Raw genomic sequence first — 20853 nt, forward strand, 5'->3', positions numbered from 1 at the left:
CTCGAAGCCCCGACCCGTCCGGACGGCCGGCACCGACGCCCTCACCGGCCTTGAGCGTCCGTCAGGACCCGGCCCGCACCACCTGACTCACCCCACGCCGACACCCACAGGATCACCCCGCGCGACAGCGCGATCACATAGTTGCCTGAAGCAATAATTTGGAGCCGCATGTGGCCACGAACGCCCTGCACGAGGAGCTGATGCACCAACTCAGCGCCGTCGGAGCCGTACGAAGGGAACCGGGCCGGATCGTCCCGTCCGGCTGCTCCGAGGGATCCGCCACGGTGCTCACCCTGCTGAGCCGTCACGACACCGTCAGCATCCGCAAACTCACCGAACTGCTCGGCATCGACATCTCGGTCACCAGCCGCTACGTCGCCCACCTCGCCATGGCCGGCTGGGTCGACCGCAGCCCCGACCCGGCCGACCGGCGCTCGCGCATCGTGCGCCTGACCGCCAAGGGCCGCGTCCGGTTCGCCGAACTCTCAGAGCGCCGCTCGCGGGAACTCGCGGCACGGCTGTGCGACTGGAGCGACGAGGACATCCGCCGGCCGACCACGCCGCTGTCCCGGCTCCGTACCGATTTCGACGACGTGTGGGCGGGGCGGTACCCGCGCGCCGATGCGCCCGCCTCCGACGCTCCCGCCGCACGACACCTTTCGCACCGGACAAAGGACCGTACTCCATGACCACCACACCCAGCACAGGTGCGCAGTCACCCGCCCTCCCCGGGGAAGGCACCGACGCGCCCATGACCCACGCGCAGATCATGCGCGCCCTGTCGGGACTGCTGCTCGGCCTGTTCTGCGCCATCCTGTCCTCGACCGTCGTCACCAACGCCCTGCCCCGCATCATCAGCGACCTCGGCGGCGGCCAGAGCGCCTACACCTGGGTCGTCGCCTCGTCGCTCCTCGCCGTGACCGCCTCGACCCCTCTGTGGGGCAAGCTCGCCGACCAGTTCAGCAAGAAGATCCTGGTCCAGTCGGCGCTGGTGATCTTCGTGGTCGGCTCCCTGGTCGCCGGCCTCGCCCAGAACACCGCCACACTGATCGCCGCCCGCGTCATCCAAGGTCTCGGCGGTGGCGGCCTGTCCGCCCTGGGACAGGTCGTGCTGGCCGCGATGATCTCGCCCCGGGAGCGCGGCCGCTACTCCGGCTATCTGGGCGCCACCTTCGCCGCGGCGACCGTCGGCGGTCCGCTGCTCGGCGGGGTCATCACCGACACCAGCTGGCTCGGTTGGCGCTGGTGCCTCTTCGTCGGCGTGCCCTTCGCCGTCCTCGCCCTCATCGTGCTGCAGCGCACCCTCAACCTTCCGCTGCTCAAGCGTGAGGCCAAGGTCGACTGGGCCGGCGCCTTCCTCGTCACGGCCGCCGTCTGCACGCTGCTGATCTGGGTCACGTTCGCCGACGACAAGTACGACTGGCTGTCCTGGCAGACGTACACGCTGGTCGGTGCCTCGCTGGGGCTGACGCTGATCTTCCTCTTCGTCGAGACGAGGGCCAGTGAGCCGATCATTCCGCTGCGCCTGTTCCGCAACCGCACCATCGCCCTCGCCTCCATCGCGTCCCTGTTCGTCGGCGTCGCCCTGTTCGCGGGTACCGTCTTCTTCAGCCAGTACTTCCAGGTGGCCCGGGGTGAGACCCCCACGATGTCGGGCGTCATGACGATTCCGCTCATCGGCGGCCTGTTCGTCTCCTCCACCGTCTCCGGCCGGATCATCACCCGCACCGGCAAGTGGAAGGGCTGGCTGCTGACGGGCGGCCTCCTGCTCACGGTGGGCCTGGCCCTGCTCGGCACGCTCCGCTACGACACTCCGTACCTGTACATAGCCGGCTGCATGACGCTGATCGGGCTCGGAGTCGGTATGACCCTGCAGAACCTCGTGCTGTGCACACAGAACCAGGTGTCCGTCGGTGACCTCGGAGCCGCGTCCTCCACCGTGACCTTCTTCCGCTCGCTCGGCGGCGCGGTCGGCGTGTCGGTGCTCGGCTCGGTCCTCGCCACCCGGATCGGCCACCACGCCCTCGCGACGATCGGCCGGCTCAGCGCCCAGGACCAGGCCACGGCCGCGACGGCGTCCGGCAGCGGGAAGCTGCCCGATCTCGCGCTGCTGCCCGCCCCGGTCCGCACCTGGCTGGAAGGCGCCTACGGCCACGGCATCGGTGACATCTTCCTGTACGTCGCACCGGTTGCCCTGATCGCCTTCGTGGTCACCCTGTTCATCAAGGAGGTCCCGCTGCGCGCCACCAACGGCATGGCTCCGGTCCCGAAGGCCGGACGTACGTCCTGACCGGCGCGCGCAGCCTGAACCCGCACATGGTGATGGAGAACGTTCGGTCTTGACAGTCGTGAACAGGCCTTGCCATGATGAACAAGGCAGAACGTTCGTTCCCTTGACGCCCGCCCGAAGCCTGACCACCCCTCAGGCCTGCCGGATCCGCTGATCGAGGACGTGCCCGCACCGCACCCGGTGCCACGCCTCCCTCGCGTCACCACCCTTCCGCGGGCCCGTCCCGACCGGGCCGTCCCGGTGCCGGCCGGCGGGGGCGGCCGGCGTGGGCGGCCGGCAACAGCCCCGCCGCCCACGCCCTTTGTCCGGCATCAGAGAAAGAAGTCCCATGCCTTCCACAGACCCACAGCTCGTCGCCCGCCTCGCCGGCACTCTGCGACGGCTCGTGCCGGCGGAACGGGTGGTCACCACCGGGCCCGACTACGAGGCCGGCCGGAACATCTGGAACGGTGCCGTGTCCACCCGTCCCGGCGTCATCGTCCGGTGCGCCGACCAGGCCGCCGTCCGGGTCGCCATACAGGCCGCACGGATGCACGACGTGCCGTTGACGGTGCGCGGCGGGGGCCACGACTGGGCCGGCAGGGCACTGAGCGACGGCGGCCTGACCATCGATCTCTCCGGCATGCGCCAGGTGACGATCGACCCCGAGTCCGAGGTCGCCGAGGTGTCGGGAGGGGCCACGGCAGCCGATGTCGTGGCCGCCGCCCAGCCGTTCGGCCTGACCGCCGCGACGGGCTCGGCGGGTTCCGTGGGCATGGCGGGCCTGACGCTCGGCGGGGGCTACGGGCCGCTCAGCGGCCGCTTCGGGCTCGCCTTGGACAACCTGCTGTCCGCTGACGTCGTCCTCGCCGACGGCTCGGCCGTCACCACCGACGCCGAACGGGAACCGGACCTGTTCTGGGCCCTGCGCGGCGGCGGCGGGAACTTCGGCGTCGTCACCTCGATGCGGGTGCGCCTGCACCGTGTGCCCACGCTGTTGTCCGGCCTGATGCTGTTCCCGTGGGACCAGGACGAAACCGTACTGACCGCGCTGTCGGACGTCCTGGCCGGGAGCCCGGACGAACTGACCGTGCAGTCCGGCGTCCTGCCCGGTCCCAACGGCAAGCCCGCGGTGTTCCTCTCACCCACCTGGAGCGGCGACGACACCGGCGCGGGAGAACGCGCGCTGGCACAGCTCGCCACCCTCGGCACGCCCCTCGTCGCGCAGGTGGGTCCCACCACCACCTCCGACATGCTGGCGGGCATCGACGCGCTGTTCCCCTTCGGACGGCACGTCGTGATCCGCTCGCGTTCGGTGCCGTCACTCACCCCGGGAGTGCGGGACATGCTGAGCCTCGCCGGCGATACGCTGACGTCGCCCTACTCGGCGGTGTCGGTGCACAGCCTGCACGGAGCCGCGTCACGCGTCCCCGTCGCGGACACGGCGTTCGGCAACCGCGACCCGCACCTCATGATCGAGATCATCGCCCTGTGGGACGCGAGCGACATCCGTGGGACTGAACACCGCGCCTGGGCCGACAAGTTGACCGATGCTCTCGGCCCCGACGCCCTTCCGGGCGGCTATCCGAACCTGCTGGGCGAGGACGAGTCCGCGCAGATCGCACACGCCTACGGCCCGAACACCGCACGGTTGCGCGAAGTGAAGCACCGCTTCGATCCCGACCACGTCTTCCGGGCCATTCCCCTGCCGGACCCCTCGTAAGAGGTCGGGCAACCATCCCTCCACACATCGAGACGAGGCAATTCCTTGAACCTCCGAAACCGCACGACTCGCTGCGCCGCGACCCTGGGGCTGCTGCTGGCCACCACGGCGGTGACTGTTCCCCAGGCCATGGCAGCGGACGCGGGAGCGCGTACGAGCACGGGTCCCGGGAGCGGCACGGCGAGCGCGCCGATCGGCAAGCTCGGCCCTCTGACGGGCCTCGTCATCGAGCGTCTCCTGGTGAGTGACGACGTGGCGGCGTCCAAGTTCGGCACCGACTCGCCGATCGAGGACCCCGTACGCGAGGCGCAGGTGCTGGAGTCGGTTCGCAAGCAGGCCGACGCCGCCGGAGTGAACGCGGATGCGGCGGTCGCGTTCTTCCGGGACCAGATCACCGCGAGCAAGGTCGTGCAGCGCGGTCTGTTCGCCCGCTGGACCGCTCACCCCGAGGAGGCTCCCACGACCCGCCCCGACCTCGGCGCCATCCGCACCAGGCTCGACCGGCTGACCACGGCCCTGCTCGCCGAGCTCAAGGCCACGGAGCACGTGCGCGACAAGCCCATCGCCTGCACGGTGCAGCTCGCGCTGGCCGGTGCGTCGGGGGCGGTGGTGGACCATCTGGACGCGCTCCACCGCCAGGCGCTCAGGACCGCGACCGACTCCGTGTGCGCGCCGGCCGGCCAGTAGCACCGGCCCTTCCCGGCACGGCGCCTCTTGGACCGGGGCGCCGTGCCTCGCCGGCCCGCACGGGCCGGCCCTGGCATGGCGTGACATGGGGTCGTCGCGGCGGCGCGGATCTTCCCGACGCCTGTTCACAGGGACAACCACACGGCAGCCGATCCCGGTCCGGCCGAGCACGTACAGGGCGGAGCACCGCCCGTGCGCCACGGCTGAGTGCCGTCGTCCTGCGAGGGCCCTCAGCCGTGGAACGTCGTGACCGCTTCGAGAGCGGCCCGCTCCGTCGCGAGGTGGTTCACCGGTGCCGTCTCGTCGGCGTAGCCGAAGGAGATGCCCACGAGCAACTTGCCCTCATCGACTCCGAGTTCGGAGCGGATCGTGTCGGCGTAGAAGCTCAGCAGCCCTTGCGGGCAACTCGCCACCCCGTACGCGGTCATCGCCAGGAGCAGCGTCTGCATGTACGCACCGACGTCGGCGGCCAGCCGGGCCCCGCCGTCCCCGGTGACGAACAGGAACGCCGCGTGCGGTGCGCCGTAGAAGCGAAGGCTCTCCGCGTCGTAAGCCGCCCGCGCCTCGTGATCCTCAGGGCCGATGCCCAGCGCTCCGTAGAGCTGGGCACCGAAGGCCGCTCGGCGCTCCTGATGCACCTGTGTGTACATGTCCTCCGAGTACGGGAAGTCGGCCGAGACGCGCTGCTCCGCGCGGGCCGCCCGCAAGGCGTTCGCCATGCGGTCCCGTGCGGCTCCGCTCACCACCTCCACCCGCCACGGCTGGGCATTGGAGTTGGACGGCGCGGCGCCCGCCAGCGAGAAGATCGCCCGCAGCGTCTCCTCGGGCACTGCTTCCGGACTGAACGCGCGGGTCGCGCGACGCCCCCGAATCAGCTTTTCCGCGCAGCCACTCAGCTCGTCGGGGACCAGCAGGCTCATGAAACTCTCTCCTCTGCGTCCATCAAGGTAAACGTCAACGTATACATGACGGCACGTTAGCGGGACGCGCCCACAGAAGTAAACACAGTCGTATACTTGCAGTGTGAGTGTGACGACTACGGCGCCCCGGGGGCGAGGACGCGGCGGGCGGGAGCGCATCCTGGCCGCCGCCGCACAGCTGTTCGCGACCCAGGGAATCAACGCGACGGGAATGGAGCAGGTGGCGGACCAGGCCCCGGTGTCCAAACGCACGCTCTACGCCCATTTCCGGACCAAGAACGATCTGGTGATGGCCCACCTGGAGGACCTCGTGTCGTCCGGGGCGACATCGGAGAGCGTGCTGACCCGCGAGGACGTTCCCCCACGGGAGCGGATCCTCCGCCTGTTCGAGCAGCCCGTACCGGACTCGGCGCCGGTCCGGGGGTGCCCGTTCATCGATGCGGCCGCGGAGTTCCCCGATCCCGCCAGCGCGGTCCACTCCTACGCCCGCGAACAGAAACTGCGGATGGTGGAGCTGGTCACCGCGCTGGTGACTCAGCTGGGCTGCCGGGAACCGTCCGCGCTGGCCGAGCAGTTGGTCACCCTCGCGGACGGGGCGGCCAGCCGCGCCATGGTGCTGGGTGATGCGGACTACGGCCGGCACGCACGGGCGGCGGCGGAGATCCTCCTCTCCCACGCCCTGCCGAGCGGCACCTGACCCCACCGGCCATGACGGGCGGCGGACGTACGTCTGGTGTGCGTACCCACCGAACGACGAGCAGGACATCGCATGCCGCGGCGGGCCGAGGGCACCGGGAAGCGGCCGTCGGTGAATCGGGCGACGGTCATTGCCAGGGTGCCGGTCCCGTTCGCGCACGTGCGGCGCCATCCCCCCCCATGCCGTGTCTCCGGCCGGGCACCGACGAGTCGACGCCAGGGCTGTCTTCCGCTCGTCAGCCGCCGCGAAGAGGGTCGATGACGGTGTCGGCGACCCACTGAGCGCCCCCCGGAGGGCAGGGCGCGCTCAAGCCGAGCACGAAGTGGCCGAAGCCGCCGTCGAGCGCCTCACGGGCGGCGCGGCGGGTGTCGCCGGGCCGGTCGTAGGAGACGGAGAGCACGGTGGACCGGGTGATCTCGGCCGGGCCCCGGCCGGCCTCGGCGCAGAGTCGGTCCAGCGTGGCGCTGCGCTCGATCGCGTGGTCGATGTCGCCGCCGGGCATGTTCCACCGGTCCGCGTGTCCGGCCACCACGCGCAGCGTCCGACTGGCCTGGCCGCCGATCAGGATGGGCGGATGCGGCCGCCGCACGGGTTTCGGACTGCAGAACGCCCCTGTCAGCCGGTGGTGCTCGCCCTGGAAGTCGAACGGCTCGGACTCCGTCCACAGCCGGCGGATGATGGTGCACGCCTCGGCAAGGCTCTCGACCGCATGGGCGGCATCGTGAAAAGGAAGACCGTGCGCGTCGTATTCACGCCTCGCCAGCGGCACGTCGGTCCGCGAGCCCGCGCCGATGCCGAATTCCAGCCGGCCGCCGGAGACGATGTCGACGGTGGCGGCGATCTTGGCCAGAACAGCCGGCGGACGGAACCTGTTGCTCGTGACCATCAGCCCCAGACGCAGCCGCTCGGTCTGGGCGGCCAGGGCGGAGAGCAGGGTCCAGACCTTCGAAGGTGGGTCCGTTCGGGTCGCCGCCCAGGGGCATGAGGTGGTCGAACAGCCAGGCGTGCTCGATCTGCGGTATACCGTCCGACGGGGTACTGGAAGCGGTACGGATCCGCGACCTCTCGACGGGCGAGGTCTCCGCTCTCGATGTCGCGGGTCTCTTCGTCAACGACGGCCGTGGCACCGAGGACGTCGCTGCTGCGGAACCTGGTGGAGCTGGACTCGGACGGCCGTGTGCGGGTGGACGCCGGGATGCGGACCTCCGTCGAGGGGCTGTTCGCCGTGGGGGATCTCAGGTCCGACTTCGCCGGCTACGCGATCGCCGCGGCCGGCGACGGTGCCGCCGCCGCGGGCTCGGCACGACGCCTCGTCAGGAGCTGGTGCCGCGACAGGCAACGTTCTCCCGGAGCGGGCCGGGCCTGGTCAGGCGAGCGCGGTGGTGCCGGCCAGGGTGCAGCGCACCCTGGCTCGATGCCGCGCCGGCACCGAGGATGAAGCCATGACCGATTCGAAGATCATTCTCGTCACCGGCGCCAGCAGCGGCATCGGTGAAGCAGTGGCGGCGCACCTCGCCGCCGAAGGGCATCACGTCGTCGCCGGGGCTCGGCGCGAAAACCGCCTTGCCGACCTGGCCGGCCGGGTCCGGGACGCCGGCGGCAGCATCGACGTGCGGCGCCTCGACGTCACCGACCGCGCGAACGTCGCCGCGTTCGTCGACGCCGCGGTGGCCGAACACGGGCGAGTGGACGTCATCGTCAACAACGCCGGGGTGATGCCTATGTCCCGGCTCGATGCGCTGCTCGTCGATGAGTGGGATCAGATGATCGACGTCAACGTGCGCGGGCTGCTGAACGGCATCGCGGCGACGCTGCCGCACTTCCAGCGGCAGGGTGGTGGACACTTCATCACGATGGGGTCCACCGCGGCGCACGAACTCGTGCCTACGGGCGCGGTGTACTGCGGGACGAAGTATGCGGCCTGGGCGATCACCGAGGGCCTGCGCCTGGAGGTCGACCCGTCGATCCGGGTGACGACCGTCTCCCCCGGTGTGGTGGAATCCGAAATCGCCGAGTCCATCAGCGACCCGACTGCGGCCCAGGCGATCAAGGAGTACCGCGCGGCGGGCGTCATCTCGCCGGATGCGATCGCCCGCGCGATCTCCTATGCCATCGGAGAGCCGGCGGATGTGGACGTCAACGAGTTGATCATTCGGCCGACCGTGGCACGCTGATCCCGCACCGTTGACTCCGCGCAGCAGGGGAGCCCCGTCTCTGGGCCCCTTTCTCGGCTTCTGAGCTCATCCGGCAGCGGACCGACGGGCGCCCGGGTGATCGCGTTCACCGGCGTAGTCGACGGGGCAGGTGACCGGGTTGCGTACCATCGGCACCCCCTCGACGTCCACGACGGGTTCGAGGCCCAGCCGGGCGGCCATCTCCACCCCGCCCCGTACGTCGTTGATCGGCCCGCACGGCAGGCCGGCCCGGGTGAGCAGCTCGGCCCATTCGTCGACGCCACGGGTGGCCAGCGCGGTCTCCAGCTCGGGGCGTAGCTCCTCGCGGTGGTCGTTGCGCAACCCCACCGTGGCGAACCCCAGCGTGCCCTCGCGGACGAACCCGTACAGGGTGCCGTCGTGGTAGTGCCAGCCGGTGCTCTGGCCCGACGGGATGGTGATCTCCCGCAGGATGCAGTCCTTCCCCCCTATGGTCGTCTGGGAGATGATGGTGCCGGTCACGCCGGGACCGGGCGGTGTCGCCGCCGCGGTGCCGACACCGATCATGGTGGTGACCGCCGCCAAGGCAGTCACAAGGCCGATCCACGAACTGCCGGCCGGGGATTCCCTCTTCATGCCCCACGGCCAGGCCCATCAACTGTTCTCCGGACCGGACGCGTCGTTGCGGGGGATGGACGCTTTCGACGGGGTCACCCTCGGGGACGCCGTCTGTGCCGTGGACGCCTGCCCGAGTGGCGAGCCGGTTCCCAGCGCGATCTTCTTCAACGGCCGCATGGATTTCGACCTGGGCGGGATGCAGGGCATCAACCGGCTGATGCCCGATGTCATGCTGGTCGACGCGACAGGCAAGCGTTACCCGGGACTGCTGCCGATCCTCACGTCCATGCGGCACGAAGTGCGCGCCGGGCGCGTCGGGTTCGCCGGCGTCCTGGCCCGCCTGGCCGAAGTGGCGGCGGCCATGATCGTGCGGGCTGGGTCGAATGCGGATGTGACAACGCCTCAGGGCTCGTGGCCGCGTTGCGCGACCCCCGCCTGGCCCGCGCCATCCCGGCCCTGCACCGGCGGCCGGGACACCACTGGACCGTGGCGGAGCCGGCTGCGGAATGCCATGTGTCCAGGTCTGTCTTCGCGGAGCGGTTCCAAGCGACCATCAGGATGTCACCCCTGCGTTACACCACGGAACTGCCGCGATCCCGTCATGTCGTGCACACGCTCCGCCCGAGCGGTCACATACTCGGCGTAACCCCGTCGCGTTCGCTGCCCATCGGCGGGGTCGGCGGCCACGCGGCGGCCGACGAGACCTTCGTCCGCGTCGACGCCGTTTCGGTCGGCGCGGACTCTCGTACGACGGGTGCGCCGCATCGACCGAGGTGATCCTCCGAGTTGGCACCGCACCCCACGATTACGGCGTAATCGCCGGGCAGTTCACCAGGCCGTGGCCCTCCTCGATGGAGATGCGCGCGGCCGGAAGCGACTCCGCGCCCGGGCCCTGAGGTAGACCGTTCGGTCTTGACATCGCCGAGAGGAAACCCCACGATAGTGCGAGACAGAACGTTTGGTCTCATACGGGGGTCCCTCCGGCTCGTGCCACCCCCGAGGCCAGGTCCAGGCATGCCGTGAGGAGAGCCGTCACCGCCTCCGTGTGGCTGGTTTCATCACTGACGCGACAGCCGTCGCCGATGTGCCGTTGTCCATTGAGAATCTGTGACCCCCACGACGGCGCTGCACGGAGGGTCGTGGGAGGCACCGTGTTCGTGGCGTTGGCCCACGCGTTCAAGACGCCTGACCTGCGCAGGAAGCTGCTCTTCACGCTCGGGATCATCGTGGTGTACCGCGTCGGCACCCACGTCCCGATTCCCGGTGTCGACTACCGGGCGGTCCAGCAGTGCATCGACCAGACCTCCACCAACCAGGGTCTGTTCGGGCTGGTCAACCTCTTCAGCGGCGGCGCTCTGCTGCAGATCACCATCTTCGCGCTCGGCGTTCTCCCCTACATCACCGCCAGCATCATCCTGCAACTGCTGACCGTCGTCATCCCACGCCTGGAAGCTCTGAAGAAGGAGGGCCAGACCGGCACGGCGAAGATCACCCAGTACACGCGGTACCTGACCATGGCACTCGCGGTCCTTCAGGGCACCGGCCTCGTGGCCACGGCCCGCAGTGGCGCGCTGTTCCCGAACTGCGCCGTCGCCGGCCAGGTCGTTCCGGACCGCTCGGTCTTCACCACGATCACCATGGTCATCACCATGACCGCCGGTACGGCCGTCGTCATGTGGCTCGGCGAGCTCATCACCGACCGCGGCATCGGCAACGGGATGTCGATCCTGATGTTCATCTCGATCGCCAGCACCACTCCGTCCGCCCTGTGGGCGATCAAGGAGCAGGGCTCCCTGGCCGGCGGCTGGATCGAGTTCGGCGGTGTCATCCTCGTCGCCCTGGCCCTGGTCGGCCTCGTCGTGTTCGTCGAACAGGCCCAGCGCCGCATCCCGGTGCAGTACGCCAAGCGCATGGTCGGCCGGCGCTCCTACGGCGGCACCTCCACCTACATTCCGCTCAAGGTGAACCAGGCGGGTGTCATCCCCGTCATCTTCGCCTCCTCACTGCTCTACATCCCGTCGCTGGTGGCCCAGTTCTCCAGCGGCGACTCGGAATGGAAGGCCTGGGTCACCCGGACTTTCGCCCAGAGCGACCACCCGATCTACATCGCCACCTACTCCGTGCTCATCGTGTTCTTCGCGTTCTTCTACATCGCGATCACCTTCAACCCGGACGAGGTCGCCACCAACATGAAGCAGTACGGAGGCTTCATCCCGGGTATCAGGGCCGGGCGGCCGACCGCCGATTACCTGCGCTACACGCTCAATCGGATCACGTGGCCAGGGGCGCTGTACCTGGGATTCATCGCGCTCATCCCCACCATCGCGCTGGCCACGACGGGAGCCAACCAGAACTTCCCGTTCGGCGGGACCAGCATCCTGATCATCGTCGGTGTGGGTCTGGAGACGGTGCGGCAGATCGAGAGCCAGCTCCAGCAACGCCACTACGAGGGCTTCCTGCGCTGAGCGGCCCGCCGAGCCGCGTTCACGTCATCGCACCTTCACCGGTACCCCACTACCCGTGACGAGGAGAGGTTCATGCGCGTCTTCCTCACCGGCGGCAGCGGCTTCGTCGGTCAGCACCTGATACGCCGATTGCGTTCCGAGGGGCACGGCGTCGTCGCCCTGGCCCGCTCTGCCGCGAGCGCGCGGAAGGTGGCCGACGCGGGAGCCGAACCGGTGCGGGGCGACCTGATCGAGCTGACCCGTGGCGACTCGGCGGCTCCCCCGGCCTGGCTGGAGCACCTGCTCAGCGTCGACGCCGTCGTGCACGCCGCGGCCAGAATGGAGTTCTGGGGTGACGACGCGGGCTTCCTGGCCGACAATCACGAGCCGACCGTCGCCCTTCACACGGCCGCGGCGGCGGCGAAGGTGTCCCGGTTCGTGCTCATCAGCGCCGCCGCGGTGTCCACCGGCACGCAGCGCGCCACCGTGGTGGACGAGGACACCGACAGCGGCACGCCCCTCATCGCCTACGGCCGGGTCAAGCTGGCCACCGAGAATGCGCTGCGCGCCACCGCGACGCCGGGGATGACCCTGGTCATCCTGCGTCCCCCTTTCGTCTGGGGCGCGGGCATGAACATCGCCGACACGGCCGCCGACGCCGCCGCGGGGCGCTTCCTGTGGATCGACGCAGGCCGGCACGTCGTGGACTTCATCCATGTCGGGAACCTCGCGGAAGCGGCCGTGCTGTCCCTCACCCGCGGCGACCACGGTGCGCCGTACTACGTCACCGACGCGAACCCGATGCCGGTCCGCGACCTCTTCAGCGCCCTGTTGGCGACCCAGGGGGTCGACGTCTCCGCCTGCCGGAGTGTCCCTGGGGCTGTGGCCGCGCCGCTCGCGGCCCTGGTGGACGGTGGGGCGCGCCTGTTCCGCCGGAGCGCTCCCCCACCGATCACCAACTGGCTCGTCGCCTTCCTGAGCCGCGACCGCATCTACGACATCAGCGCGGCCCGCGCGGCGCTCGGCTACCGACCCCGCATCGGCTTCGCCGCGGGCCTACGGGAGATGGAGGAGCTGGCCCGTCTCCCCCACGCCGACTCGGCGTAGCGAGCCCGGAGACCCGTCCAGGTCCGCGCCCGGGGGCGCGGCTGGTGCGGGCCGTGGGGTCGCCGCCCCGCGACCGTGCCCCTCGCTTCAGCTACACATCGCGCTCCTGCTGACCGCTCACCCCTTCCCCGACGAACCGGACCGCGAGATCGAGTACGGCGGCCGCGGCCTGTCGGGGGTCACCGCTCGGTCGTTCGGGGTAGGTGGTGTCCGCTCGGTTCCATCGGTCGGCCTGGACGTACCAGTCGACAGGCTTTGTCGCCTCTCCGACGAGGGTCGCGCGGACTTCGTCGAGCCAGAGCGCCCATCGGGAGCGGTAGTAGTCGCCCACCAGGCCGGCCCAGGAACGATTCGCGTAGGCGTCCAGGACGGTCGCGTCCTCGTAACCCCACGAGGTCAGCAGCCTCTTGGCCTCCATGGTGAGGTATGCGGCCTCGTCCTCCTGCGCCCCCCATGCGCGGGCGTCGGCGAGCCATCCACCGAGCAGGAAATGCTCGTTCGTCCCCAGCACGGCCTCCTGCGCGTCGATCAGTACCAGCAGACGCCGTGCGGCGGCGTCGTACGCCCCGATCTCGCGTGCTCGCGCCGCGTCGGCGACATCACGCAGGGCCGCCCGTGCCGCGTCGTCGGCGACCTGGCGTGCGAGATCGACGAGGTCGTAGGACAGGCCCGGGGAGTCCAGCCGCCCGGCGGCGTCCAGCAACGCCCGCAGGGCCGGAATCAGCGCCCCCTCCGGATGGGCGAGGGCTCTCGGGCCCACCAGACTGGCCTGGTTGGCGTCCAGGCTCGGCACGGCCGCGATCACCGAGTCGGTGGCGGCGTAGGCCGGGACGGCTTCGGACATCTCGCCCGCCAGCTGAGCGAGCATCTCGGCGAACGCGGGCGCGCCGTGCACGTCCGCGGCGTCCACCGGGAGACCGGCGAGGGCCTGCACCGTCTCGGCGGGAAGACCACCGTTGCGCCCGTGCCGCCAGGGCCCGTAAGCCGTGGCCAGGAGGTTCCGCCATGCCTCCTCGGCCTGGGCGTCGGCCGCGCCGTAACGCGACGTGGTCCACTCCCGCATCCACTCGCCGAGGTCGACCGGCCCGTCCGCCCAGGTGAGGTCGTGGAAGAGATCCCACAGGACGGGGTTGTTGACGAGGCCCTCGGCCATGTCGGCAAGCCCGGCGAGCCCTCGCGGCCCGCTGTCGCCGAGCCACCGGCCCGGCAGGGAGGCCACGTCCGCCAGGTCGCCGTAAAGGGCGGTCCGGCCGCCGTAGTCGGGCAGGATGCCCCACACCCACTCCGGACCGCCGAACCCGTCGTCGCGGTGGGACTCACCGGTGAGGTCGAGGACGACGACGCGGTCGGTGCCGACGGCCTCCAGCAGTTCACGGCGGGGATTGCCGGCCCAGGCCTGCATCACCCATGTGGCGTCCGGGTCGGCGGCCGTCATCGCCTCCAGGACGCCACGGGCCGCCGCACCGAGATCAGTACCTCCGGTGTGGCCACCCTCGTGGATCAGGTCGACCGCCCACATGCCGGTGGTGCCGAACGCGGCTCGCTGTTCTGCGTAGAACATCTCCGCCACGGCGGCGTACGCATCGGTGGTCGAGTCGAGCCAGTCCGGCCGTACCGGGCCGACGAGGTCCTTGTACCAACGGCCTTGCGGAACGGTGCGGGAGCCGGCCCAGCGCTCGGCGAAGCCGGGGGGCACCGTACCGCTGAACCCCGGCAGGATGGGGACGATGCCGAGGTGCCGCATCCGCTCGATGACCTTGCGGGCCAGCGCCGCCCGGCGGTCGACGAGCGTGCCGCTGGTGCCGCGGCCGAAGTTCTGGATGTTGTTCATCCAGAGCCACGGCTGGTGCGACGGCGGTCCCAGCCACCGCAGGATCTCCTGCTCGCCGTATCCGCACCGTTGGAACGTCTTCAGGTACACCAGTTCCTGGCCGAGGGTGAGGTGCGCCGCGTTCACCCCGCTCGCCGCCAGGAGGTCGATCTCGCGTTCCCACTGCGCCCGGTCGTAGAAGGGCGTCGTGTAGCCGCCGACGGTCAGGTTGTAGGCGACTCTCCGGCCGAATGCCGCGTCGCCGGAGACCTCGGCGCCCTCCGGCAGTCGCCGGGTGACCGGCCGGGTGCCGATACGCGAGACGTGGGCGACACCGGCCCGGCGTGCGAAGGCGGCGTAGCCCGCGACGGCCGCGCCGGCGTCCGACGCGGTGACGGTCAGGACGCCGCCTGCCGACCGGGCACGGAACCCGTCGTCGATCTCCGTGGTGAGCACGACCCGGACCGCCTCGTCGGGCAGCCCGCTGAGCCTGCGTATCGCCGCCGCGGCTTCCACCGCCGACGCGTCGTGTCTGTTCCGGGTCATCGGGTCTCCCCATGAGGGGCTTGGGTGGTCACGGGTTCCGGACGCACGCGCAGGATCGCGAGGGAGCCGGTCAGGGCGATGGTGCCGCCGATGAGAAACAGCGCCGGGTAGCCGCCGAGACACGTCACCGCGAGCGACGCGACGAACGGGGCGACGACCTGCGGTGCGGTCAAGGCGATGTGGAAGACGCCGAGGTCACGGCCCGTGTCCCCGGCCTCGGGCAGCGCGAGGGTGGCGAGCGCCAGGTCCACGCCGAGGTGGAGGCCGAGCGCGAGACCGCTCAGCGCGGTGCACACCAGGAACCCGGACCAGGTCCGCCACACCAGCGGGACGAACAGCGCGACCGTGAGCAGGAGCGACGACGCGAGCACGAAGCGGCGATGCCGTCCGAAGCGGTCCACCAGGGGGCCCGCGCCGGCCGTGCCCACCGTGACACCGATCAGACTGATCGTCAGTGCGGTGGCGACGCCGTCGGCCGGTGCCACACCGCGCGGGGGGTGGATGAAGTCTTCCAGGACGTAGAGGGTGAATCCGTTGACCATGTTGTAGCCGAGGTAGGCATGAGGCGGCGGGACATGTGTGCTCCCCCTCGGGGATCGGTGGCGACCAAGGGGTCCGTCCCGTCGCTACTTCCGGGCGAACGGATTGGCCTTGGTGTGCTGGTGGCCCCATACGTTCGGGACGCCGAAGTCGTGCGGCACCCAGTCGTCGCCGACCTCTATCCCGCCGCAGGCGATCTCGATGTGGAAGCCGCTCGGATTCTCCACGTAGAAGGAGATGGCCTTGTCGTTCATGTGCCGTCCGAGGCTGATAGAGATCGGCGTGCCGTTCTCCTTCGCCCGGTCGTAGGCCCGCCCGACATCGTCGATCGAGGCGTACTCGAACTCGAGGTGGTGGAGCCCCGCCGTCTCTGCGCTGCCGAGCGCGATGCTGTGGTGTGTCGAGTTGCAGCGGAAGAAGAACAGGCCGGGGTCGCGGTAGTCGGTCAGTCGGAACTCGAGCACGGACTCGTAGAGCTCCCGGAGTTCGGTGAGTCTCGGGCTCGCCAGCACGAAGTGGCCCAGGCCGACGGCGCCGGGAGTTCCGTCCGGGCGCGCGACAGCGGTGCGTGCCTTGGCTTCACCGACAGCCAACTCGACCCGGTATCCGACCGGGTCGGTGAACCGGCGGAGGTGGGTCGCGCCGCGCAGCTCCCTCTCTTCCGCCGTGCCGTCCTCGACGGTGAACCCCGCGTCGGAGAGTCTCCGGGTGAGTCTCTCCAGCTCGCTCGGCGTATCGACGATCCAGCCGAGTTCTCGCGGGCTGTCCTCCGTGGAGGGGTACAGGGCGACGCGGTACTTGAACACGTCGAGTTCGGCCAGCGTGACCTCGTCCGGGCCGAACTTCGCCGTGGTGACACCGATGCCCAGCGTGCGACCGAGCAGGTGGGTCCAGGCGTCGATGTCGGTGACGTTGAGTCCTACATAGCCAAGCTTGCGGATACCCACGTTCTGTTCCCTCCGCTACGGCGGCTGCTGCACCTTGCAGACATGCGCGAGTGATGTGGTGGAATCCGGGCGCACACACGTCGCGCGCCCGGTGCCGGGCATGAGACAGGTCCAAGGGTTCCGCGGGGGACGCGGTCGACGATGCTCGGCGCTCAGGCCTGGGGGCAGGTAAGGTCCCCCGGCTCGCCTCGCACCTTTTCGGCCACGACTGCGTGAGCGGGGTCATCGGTCCCGGGGTGGATGCGAAGACGTTGGCGCCCGGCGGGCCGGCGGCAGGCCGTCCGCGATCCGACACTTCGCGTGATGGAGCCGCACGATCGGGGCGCCGAATCGACGCCGGTCCAGGCCCATGGCCGTCCCCGGCGTCCCGCGCATTAGGTCACGGGCGCCCCCTCCTGTATGTAACGTTCACTCTACACGAGGACGCAGACTTTCAGGGTCCCTTTTCGGTCACAGTCGAACGAGCGGCGGCACCGGCCGGCCTTGGGGAACCGAGTGTCAGTTCAGGGAACCCAGTTCCCTCGAAGCCTGCGCGGCCCGAGTGAGGAAGCCGACCGTGACCGGTCCTCAGCGGCAAGCACCCCGAGCCGAGGGACGCCGAGGAGCGCCGTCGGCGGTGGAACGGGTGGTCACCACCGTGCGGGAGGGCGTCAAGAGTGGCCGCTACGTCCCTGGTCAGCGCCTCGTGGAGGCCGATCTCATGCAGGAACTCGGCGTGGGGCGCAACGCGCTGCGCGAGGCGCTGTCGCGGCTGCGCAGCGATGGCTTCGTACCGACCGAAGCACACCGGGGCGCCTCCATCCGCCGGCTGACGCGCGAGGACGTCTTCCGGCTCCACGAACCGCGTGAGGTCCTGGAAGGGCTCGCCTGCCGCCTCGCCGCCGAGCGGATCGACACCGCGGACCACCGTGAGCGGCTGCCGGCGGCACTGGCGTCCATGCACGAGGTCGCGCGCACCGCCGAACTGCCGGCGTACATGGACGAGAACATCCGCTTCCACCGAGCCATCGTCGAACTGGGCGGCCACCCTCGCCTGGAGGAACTGGTGGACCAGCTTCAGATCCAGACCTTCCGCGTCCAGTTCCGCTCAGCGGCGGCGACCCACGAAAGGGCCGGCATGCGGGAGTACTCCGTCGCCGAGCACCAGAGCCTCGCCGAAGCGATCCTCGAAGGCGACGGCGTCCGGGCCGAGGACCTGATGCGCCGTCACTTGAGGCACACGAAGAGCGACGTCATGCGACTGCCGGACGACAGTTTCGCCTGAGCCCGGCCAATCCCCCTCGGGAAACTCCCGGGCGCCCGGCCGGGGACGGCGGACTGCCTGCCGCTGAGAGATCGCCCGGGAGGAACGGGCCGCAATGGTTCGGGCCCCGACGCCCTCCCGTCGGAGGCGTCGGGGCCCATCAGCCGACCGGGCACGACGAAGTCGAGTGCCCCCGGCGACCGATCCTGTGGTGACGGCCACCGCGTGGTCTCCTCCGCGAAGGCCGTCACCGCGCTCAGGCACGAGTCGCGGCAGCGAGGTCGAGTGCGACATCGGTGATCATGTCTTCCTGTCCACCGACCATGCCCCGTCGCCCCACTTCCACGAGGATGGCCCGCGTGTCGAGGCCGAAGCGCGCCGCCGCTGCCTCGGCGTGCCGCAGGAAGCTGGAGTACACGCCCGCATAGCCGAGACTGAGGGTTTCGCGATCCACCCGGACTTCCCGGTCCTGCAGCGGCCTGACCAGGTCGTCCGCCGCGTCCATCAACGGGAACAGATCGCAGCCGTGCTCCCAGCCCATGAGGTCCGCGACCGCGATGAACGCCTCCAGCGGGCAGTTGCCCGCCCCCGCGCCCTGCCCAGCGAGGGAGGCGTCGACGCGGACGGCACCGTTCTCGACGGCGACGACCGTGTTGGCGACGCCCAGAGCCAGGTTGTGGTGGGCGTGGATGCCCAATTCCGTGGAGGGATCCAGAACGTCGCGGTAGGCCTTGAACCGATCCCGTACGCCGTCCATGGTCAGACGTCCGCCGGAGTCGGTGACGTAGACGCACCGGGCGCCGTAGGACTCCATGAGCTTCGCCTGGCGGGCGAGTTCGGCGGGCTCGGCCATGTGGGACATCATGAGGAAGCCGGCGACGTCCATGCCGAGTTCCCGTGCAGCGCTGATGTGCTGGGCGGAGATGTCCGCCTCGGTGCAGTGCGTGGCGACACGCACGGACCGGATGCCCAGGGCATGGGCTTGGCGCAGGTCGTGCACCGTGCCGATGCCCGGCAGCAGCAACGTCGTCGGAACGGCCCTCTTCGTGACGTCGGCGACGGCCTCGATCCACTCCCAGTCGGTGTGCGCCCCGACGCCGTAGTTGATGGAAGAGCCCGACAGCCCGTCACCGTGGGCGATCTCGATGGCCGCGACCCCCGCGGCGTCCAGGGCGCCGGCGATCGCCCGCGCCTGTTCCACGGTGTAGCGGTGGCGGATGGCGTGCATGCCGTCCCGCAGCGTCACGTCCTGCACGTACAGACCGGTCATCGGGTGGGCCTTTCGGTGCGATGGCCGGCGATGCGCTCGGCCGTGCGGAGCGCCGCAGAGGTCATGATGTCGAGGTTCCCGGCATAGGCGGGCAGATAGTGCGCCGCTCCTTCCACCTCGAGGAACACGGACACCTTGGTCGCGCCACCCGACACGTCCGCCGGCAGCAGCGAGCGCAGGGGGTCGTCGCCGGCGACGGTCTCGAACTGGACCTTCTGCTTGAGCCGGTAGCCGGGCACATAGGCCTGGACGTGGCCAACCATCGCCTCCACGGACTCCGTGATCGCCTCGGTGTCGGCGTCCGAGACCAGGCAGTGCACGGTGTCCCGCATGATCAGAGGCGGCTCGGCCGGGTTGAGCACGATGATCGCCTTGCCCCGGGCCGCTCCGCCGACCTTCTCGATGGCGGAGGACGTGGTCTCGGTGAACTCGTCGATGTTGGCCCTGGTGCCGGGACCGGCGGAGCGGGACGAGATGGAGGCGATGATCTCCCCGTAGTGCACGGGCGTGACCGCGCCCACCGCAGCGACGATCGGGATGGTGGCCTGGCCTCCGCAGGTGACCATGTTGACGTTCTGCGCGTCGAGGTGCTCGTCGAGGTTGACGGGCGGCACCACGTACGGGCCCACCGCCGCGGGCGTCAGGTCGATCACGGTCCGGCCCAGCTCGCGCAGTACCTCGTCGTGATGCCGGTGGGCTCCGGCGGACGTCGCGTCGAAGACGAACTCCACGTCGGCGAACTCGTCCATCTTCACGAGGCCGTCGACGCCCTCGTGCGTGGCGGCGACCTTCAGCCGCCGTGCTCGGGCCAGTCCGTCGGAGTCCGGGTCGATGCCGACCATCGCCGCCATGTCCAGGCGTTCGGACAGTCGCAGGATCTTGATCATGAGGTCGGTGCCGATGTTGCCCGACCCGATGACGGCCACCCGGGTGCGGTCACTCACCGCTTTCCCCCTCACTGGCGGACTCCGGTGCGAACCGGACGGACACGTCGCCCAGTTGCGAGATGGAGGCGGCGAAGACGTCGCCCGGGGCTGCGACGACCATCGGCCCCAGCGCACCCGTCAGCACGACGTCCCCGGCCTTCAGCGGATCGCCCAGCTCGGCCAGCGCCCGGGCCAGCCAGAGCGCGGCGTTCAGCGGACTGCCGAGGCACGCGGCGCCATTGCCCTCGGAGGCCACGTCGCCGTTTTGGGACATGCTCATGGAGACGGTGGCCAGATCCACCTCGTTGAGAGACACGCGCTGCTCCCCGAGGACGTAGAGACCGGAGGAGGCGTTGTCGGCGACTGTGTCGACGAAGGTGATGTCCCAGTCGGCGATGCGACTGTCCACGATCTCCAGGGCCGGCACCGCGTACTCGGTAGCCGCGATCACGTCGTCGATCGTGCAGGCGGCGTCCGGGAGATCGGCGTTGAGGACGAGGGCGACCTCCGCCTCGACCTTGGGCTGCAGCAGCCGGCCGAAGGGAACCACGCCGTCCTGGGCGACCACCATGTCGGAGAGCAGCGCGCCGAAGTCCGGCTGATCGACACCGAGCTGACGTTGCACGGCCTCGGAGGTGAGACCGATCTTGCGCCCGACCAGCCGGTGCCCGGTGGCGAGCCTGCGTTCGTTGTTCAGCCGCTGTACGGCGTATGCGGTGCTGACGTCGCCTTCGGAGATCAGACTCCGGACCGGGGGACACGGCTTTCCGCTCGCGGCCGCTTCCGCCAGCAGATCAGCGGCTTCCTGGACGGTCGCGGACGAGCCGGAAACGGGGGGGATGGCGCCGGACATACGAGGACCTCCGCAAGAAAGGGTTCTGTGGGGGTTCCTCAGGTATATGGGCAGCCGACTTCCTGTGCCAAAATTCGTTCCATGTCGCGGAACAGCTCTA

At 70.1% G+C, this 20853-nt stretch carries 18 protein-coding genes and 2 pseudogenes; 11 read left to right on the top strand and 9 right to left on the bottom strand.

Going from position 1 to position 20853, the window contains the following annotated elements; genetic code table 11:
* The first annotated feature begins 170 nt into the window (after positions 1–170).
* The 4 genes from ACF1DX_RS35715 to ACF1DX_RS35730 all read left to right on the top strand — a co-directional run bounded on the left by ACF1DX_RS35715 (position 171) and on the right by ACF1DX_RS35730 (position 4679).
* Entirely contained in the window at positions 171–689 is a 519-nt protein-coding gene (locus ACF1DX_RS35715) for a MarR family transcriptional regulator (protein WP_391795307.1), read from the top strand.
* A gap of 62 nt (positions 690–751) precedes the next feature.
* Positions 752–2290, top strand: coding sequence for an MFS transporter (locus ACF1DX_RS35720; protein WP_391795331.1), 1539 nt, complete (start codon positions 752–754; stop codon positions 2288–2290).
* A gap of 328 nt (positions 2291–2618) precedes the next feature.
* Positions 2619–3992 (top strand): FAD-binding oxidoreductase, encoded by a 1374-nt coding sequence (locus tag ACF1DX_RS35725; RefSeq protein ID WP_391795308.1) that lies wholly within the window; start codon positions 2619–2621, stop codon positions 3990–3992.
* 45 nt (positions 3993–4037) lie between these two features.
* Positions 4038–4679, top strand: coding sequence for a chorismate mutase (locus ACF1DX_RS35730; RefSeq protein ID WP_391795309.1), 642 nt, complete (start codon positions 4038–4040; stop codon positions 4677–4679).
* A gap of 230 nt (positions 4680–4909) precedes the next feature.
* On the opposite strand, the gene ACF1DX_RS35735 is transcribed toward ACF1DX_RS35730, so the two are convergent.
* A complete protein-coding gene (locus ACF1DX_RS35735) occupies positions 4910–5599 on the bottom strand; it encodes a nitroreductase (RefSeq protein WP_391795310.1) in 690 nt (229 codons plus the stop codon).
* A 103-nt stretch (positions 5600–5702) separates the two neighbouring features.
* On the opposite strand from ACF1DX_RS35735, the gene ACF1DX_RS35740 reads away from it, so the two are divergent.
* Positions 5703–6296 carry a TetR/AcrR family transcriptional regulator gene (locus tag ACF1DX_RS35740; RefSeq protein WP_391795311.1) on the top strand — a complete coding sequence of 198 codons (594 nt, stop codon included), beginning with the start codon at positions 5703–5705 and terminating at the stop codon, positions 6294–6296.
* A gap of 235 nt (positions 6297–6531) precedes the next feature.
* Here the strand turns inward: ACF1DX_RS35740 and ACF1DX_RS35745 are convergent.
* Positions 6532–7351 (bottom strand): annotated as a pseudogene (locus ACF1DX_RS35745) (LLM class flavin-dependent oxidoreductase).
* Positions 7352–7416: 65 nt separating this feature from the next.
* Here ACF1DX_RS35745 and ACF1DX_RS35750 point away from each other — a divergent pair.
* Together ACF1DX_RS35750 and ACF1DX_RS35755 are read left to right on the top strand one after the other, a co-directional pair.
* A complete protein-coding gene (locus ACF1DX_RS35750; RefSeq protein ID WP_391795312.1) occupies positions 7417–7734 on the top strand; it encodes an FAD-dependent oxidoreductase in 318 nt (105 codons plus the stop codon).
* Positions 7735–7738: 4 nt separating this feature from the next.
* Positions 7739–8470 (top strand): SDR family oxidoreductase, encoded by a 732-nt coding sequence (locus ACF1DX_RS35755; RefSeq protein WP_391795313.1) that lies wholly within the window; start codon positions 7739–7741, stop codon positions 8468–8470.
* A 66-nt stretch (positions 8471–8536) separates the two neighbouring features.
* Here ACF1DX_RS35755 and ACF1DX_RS35760 read toward each other — a convergent pair whose 3' ends face one another.
* Positions 8537–8971 (bottom strand): CoA transferase, encoded by a 435-nt coding sequence (locus ACF1DX_RS35760; protein ID WP_391795314.1) that lies wholly within the window; start codon positions 8969–8971, stop codon positions 8537–8539.
* Between ACF1DX_RS35760 and ACF1DX_RS35765 the strand changes: the two genes are divergently transcribed.
* The 3 genes from ACF1DX_RS35765 to ACF1DX_RS35775 all read left to right on the top strand — a co-directional run bounded on the left by ACF1DX_RS35765 (position 8955) and on the right by ACF1DX_RS35775 (position 12618).
* A complete protein-coding gene (locus tag ACF1DX_RS35765) occupies positions 8955–9713 on the top strand; it encodes a cupin domain-containing protein (RefSeq protein ID WP_391795315.1) in 759 nt (252 codons plus the stop codon). The genes ACF1DX_RS35760 and ACF1DX_RS35765 overlap by 17 nt on opposite strands.
* Positions 9714–10218: 505 nt before the next feature.
* Positions 10219–11532 carry a preprotein translocase subunit SecY gene (gene secY, locus ACF1DX_RS35770; RefSeq protein WP_391795332.1) on the top strand — a complete coding sequence of 438 codons (1314 nt, stop codon included), beginning with the start codon at positions 10219–10221 and terminating at the stop codon, positions 11530–11532.
* Positions 11533–11604: 72 nt separating this feature from the next.
* Complete coding sequence (locus ACF1DX_RS35775; protein WP_391795316.1) at positions 11605–12618, top strand: NAD-dependent epimerase/dehydratase family protein; 1014 nt, start codon at positions 11605–11607, stop codon at positions 12616–12618.
* A gap of 91 nt (positions 12619–12709) precedes the next feature.
* Here the strand turns inward: ACF1DX_RS35775 and ACF1DX_RS35780 are convergent, their stop codons facing one another.
* The 3 genes and pseudogenes from ACF1DX_RS35780 to ACF1DX_RS35790 all read right to left on the bottom strand — a co-directional run bounded on the left by ACF1DX_RS35780 (position 12710) and on the right by ACF1DX_RS35790 (position 16461).
* The gene (locus ACF1DX_RS35780) at positions 12710–14974 is read right to left on the bottom strand and encodes an alpha-N-acetylglucosaminidase TIM-barrel domain-containing protein (protein WP_391795317.1); all 2265 of its coding nucleotides are present in this window, start codon (positions 14972–14974) and stop codon (positions 12710–12712) included.
* Positions 14971–15519 (bottom strand): annotated as a pseudogene (locus ACF1DX_RS35785) (MFS transporter); the annotation flags it as partial. The pseudogene ACF1DX_RS35785 and the gene ACF1DX_RS35780, both read right to left, overlap by 4 nt.
* Before the next feature lie 81 nt (positions 15520–15600).
* Positions 15601–16461 (bottom strand): VOC family protein, encoded by an 861-nt coding sequence (locus ACF1DX_RS35790; protein WP_391795318.1) that lies wholly within the window; start codon positions 16459–16461, stop codon positions 15601–15603.
* A gap of 616 nt (positions 16462–17077) precedes the next feature.
* Between ACF1DX_RS35790 and ACF1DX_RS35795 the strand changes: the two genes are divergently transcribed.
* Positions 17078–17725, top strand: coding sequence for a GntR family transcriptional regulator (locus tag ACF1DX_RS35795; protein WP_391795319.1), 648 nt, complete (start codon positions 17078–17080; stop codon positions 17723–17725).
* Positions 17726–17960: 235 nt separating this feature from the next.
* On the opposite strand, the gene dmpG is transcribed toward ACF1DX_RS35795, so the two are convergent.
* From dmpG to ACF1DX_RS35810, 3 genes are read right to left on the bottom strand one after another with little or no spacing between them, the layout of a single operon-like run.
* Complete coding sequence (gene dmpG / locus ACF1DX_RS35800) at positions 17961–18974, bottom strand: 4-hydroxy-2-oxovalerate aldolase (RefSeq protein ID WP_391795320.1); 1014 nt, start codon at positions 18972–18974, stop codon at positions 17961–17963.
* Positions 18971–19918, bottom strand: a complete 948-nt coding sequence (locus ACF1DX_RS35805) for an acetaldehyde dehydrogenase (acetylating) (protein WP_391795321.1) — start codon at positions 19916–19918, stop codon at positions 18971–18973. The genes dmpG and ACF1DX_RS35805 overlap by 4 nt, the downstream gene beginning before the upstream one ends.
* A complete protein-coding gene (locus tag ACF1DX_RS35810) occupies positions 19911–20753 on the bottom strand; it encodes a 2-keto-4-pentenoate hydratase (RefSeq protein WP_391795322.1) in 843 nt (280 codons plus the stop codon). The genes ACF1DX_RS35805 and ACF1DX_RS35810 overlap by 8 nt, the downstream gene beginning before the upstream one ends.
* Positions 20754–20853: the final 100 nt, after the last annotated feature.

Source organism: Streptomyces sp. NPDC014676 (assembly GCF_043084105.1).
In the GTDB taxonomy this organism is placed as follows: Bacteria; Actinomycetota; Actinomycetes; order Streptomycetales; family Streptomycetaceae; genus Streptomyces.

What these genes read in the sequence shown, in the direction of transcription:
- ACF1DX_RS35720 (WP_391795331.1), top strand. Translation starts at nt 752, where the DNA reads ATGACCCACGCGCAGATCATGCGCGCCCTGTCGGGACTGCTGCTCGGC.
- ACF1DX_RS35725 (WP_391795308.1), top strand. Translation starts at nt 2,619, where the DNA reads ATGCCTTCCACAGACCCACAGCTCGTCGCCCGCCTCGCCGGCACTCTG.
- ACF1DX_RS35735 (WP_391795310.1), bottom strand. Translation starts at nt 5,599, where the DNA reads ATGAGCCTGCTGGTCCCCGACGAGCTGAGTGGCTGCGCGGAAAAGCTG.
- ACF1DX_RS35755 (WP_391795313.1), top strand. Translation starts at nt 7,739, where the DNA reads ATGACCGATTCGAAGATCATTCTCGTCACCGGCGCCAGCAGCGGCATC.
- ACF1DX_RS35765 (WP_391795315.1), top strand. Translation starts at nt 8,955, where the DNA reads ATGATGGTGCCGGTCACGCCGGGACCGGGCGGTGTCGCCGCCGCGGTG.
- ACF1DX_RS35775 (WP_391795316.1), top strand. Translation starts at nt 11,605, where the DNA reads ATGCGCGTCTTCCTCACCGGCGGCAGCGGCTTCGTCGGTCAGCACCTG.
- ACF1DX_RS35780 (WP_391795317.1), bottom strand. Translation starts at nt 14,974, where the DNA reads ATGACCCGGAACAGACACGACGCGTCGGCGGTGGAAGCCGCGGCGGCG.
- dmpG (WP_391795320.1), bottom strand. Translation starts at nt 18,974, where the DNA reads ATGACCGGTCTGTACGTGCAGGACGTGACGCTGCGGGACGGCATGCAC.
- ACF1DX_RS35810 (WP_391795322.1), bottom strand. Translation starts at nt 20,753, where the DNA reads ATGTCCGGCGCCATCCCCCCCGTTTCCGGCTCGTCCGCGACCGTCCAG.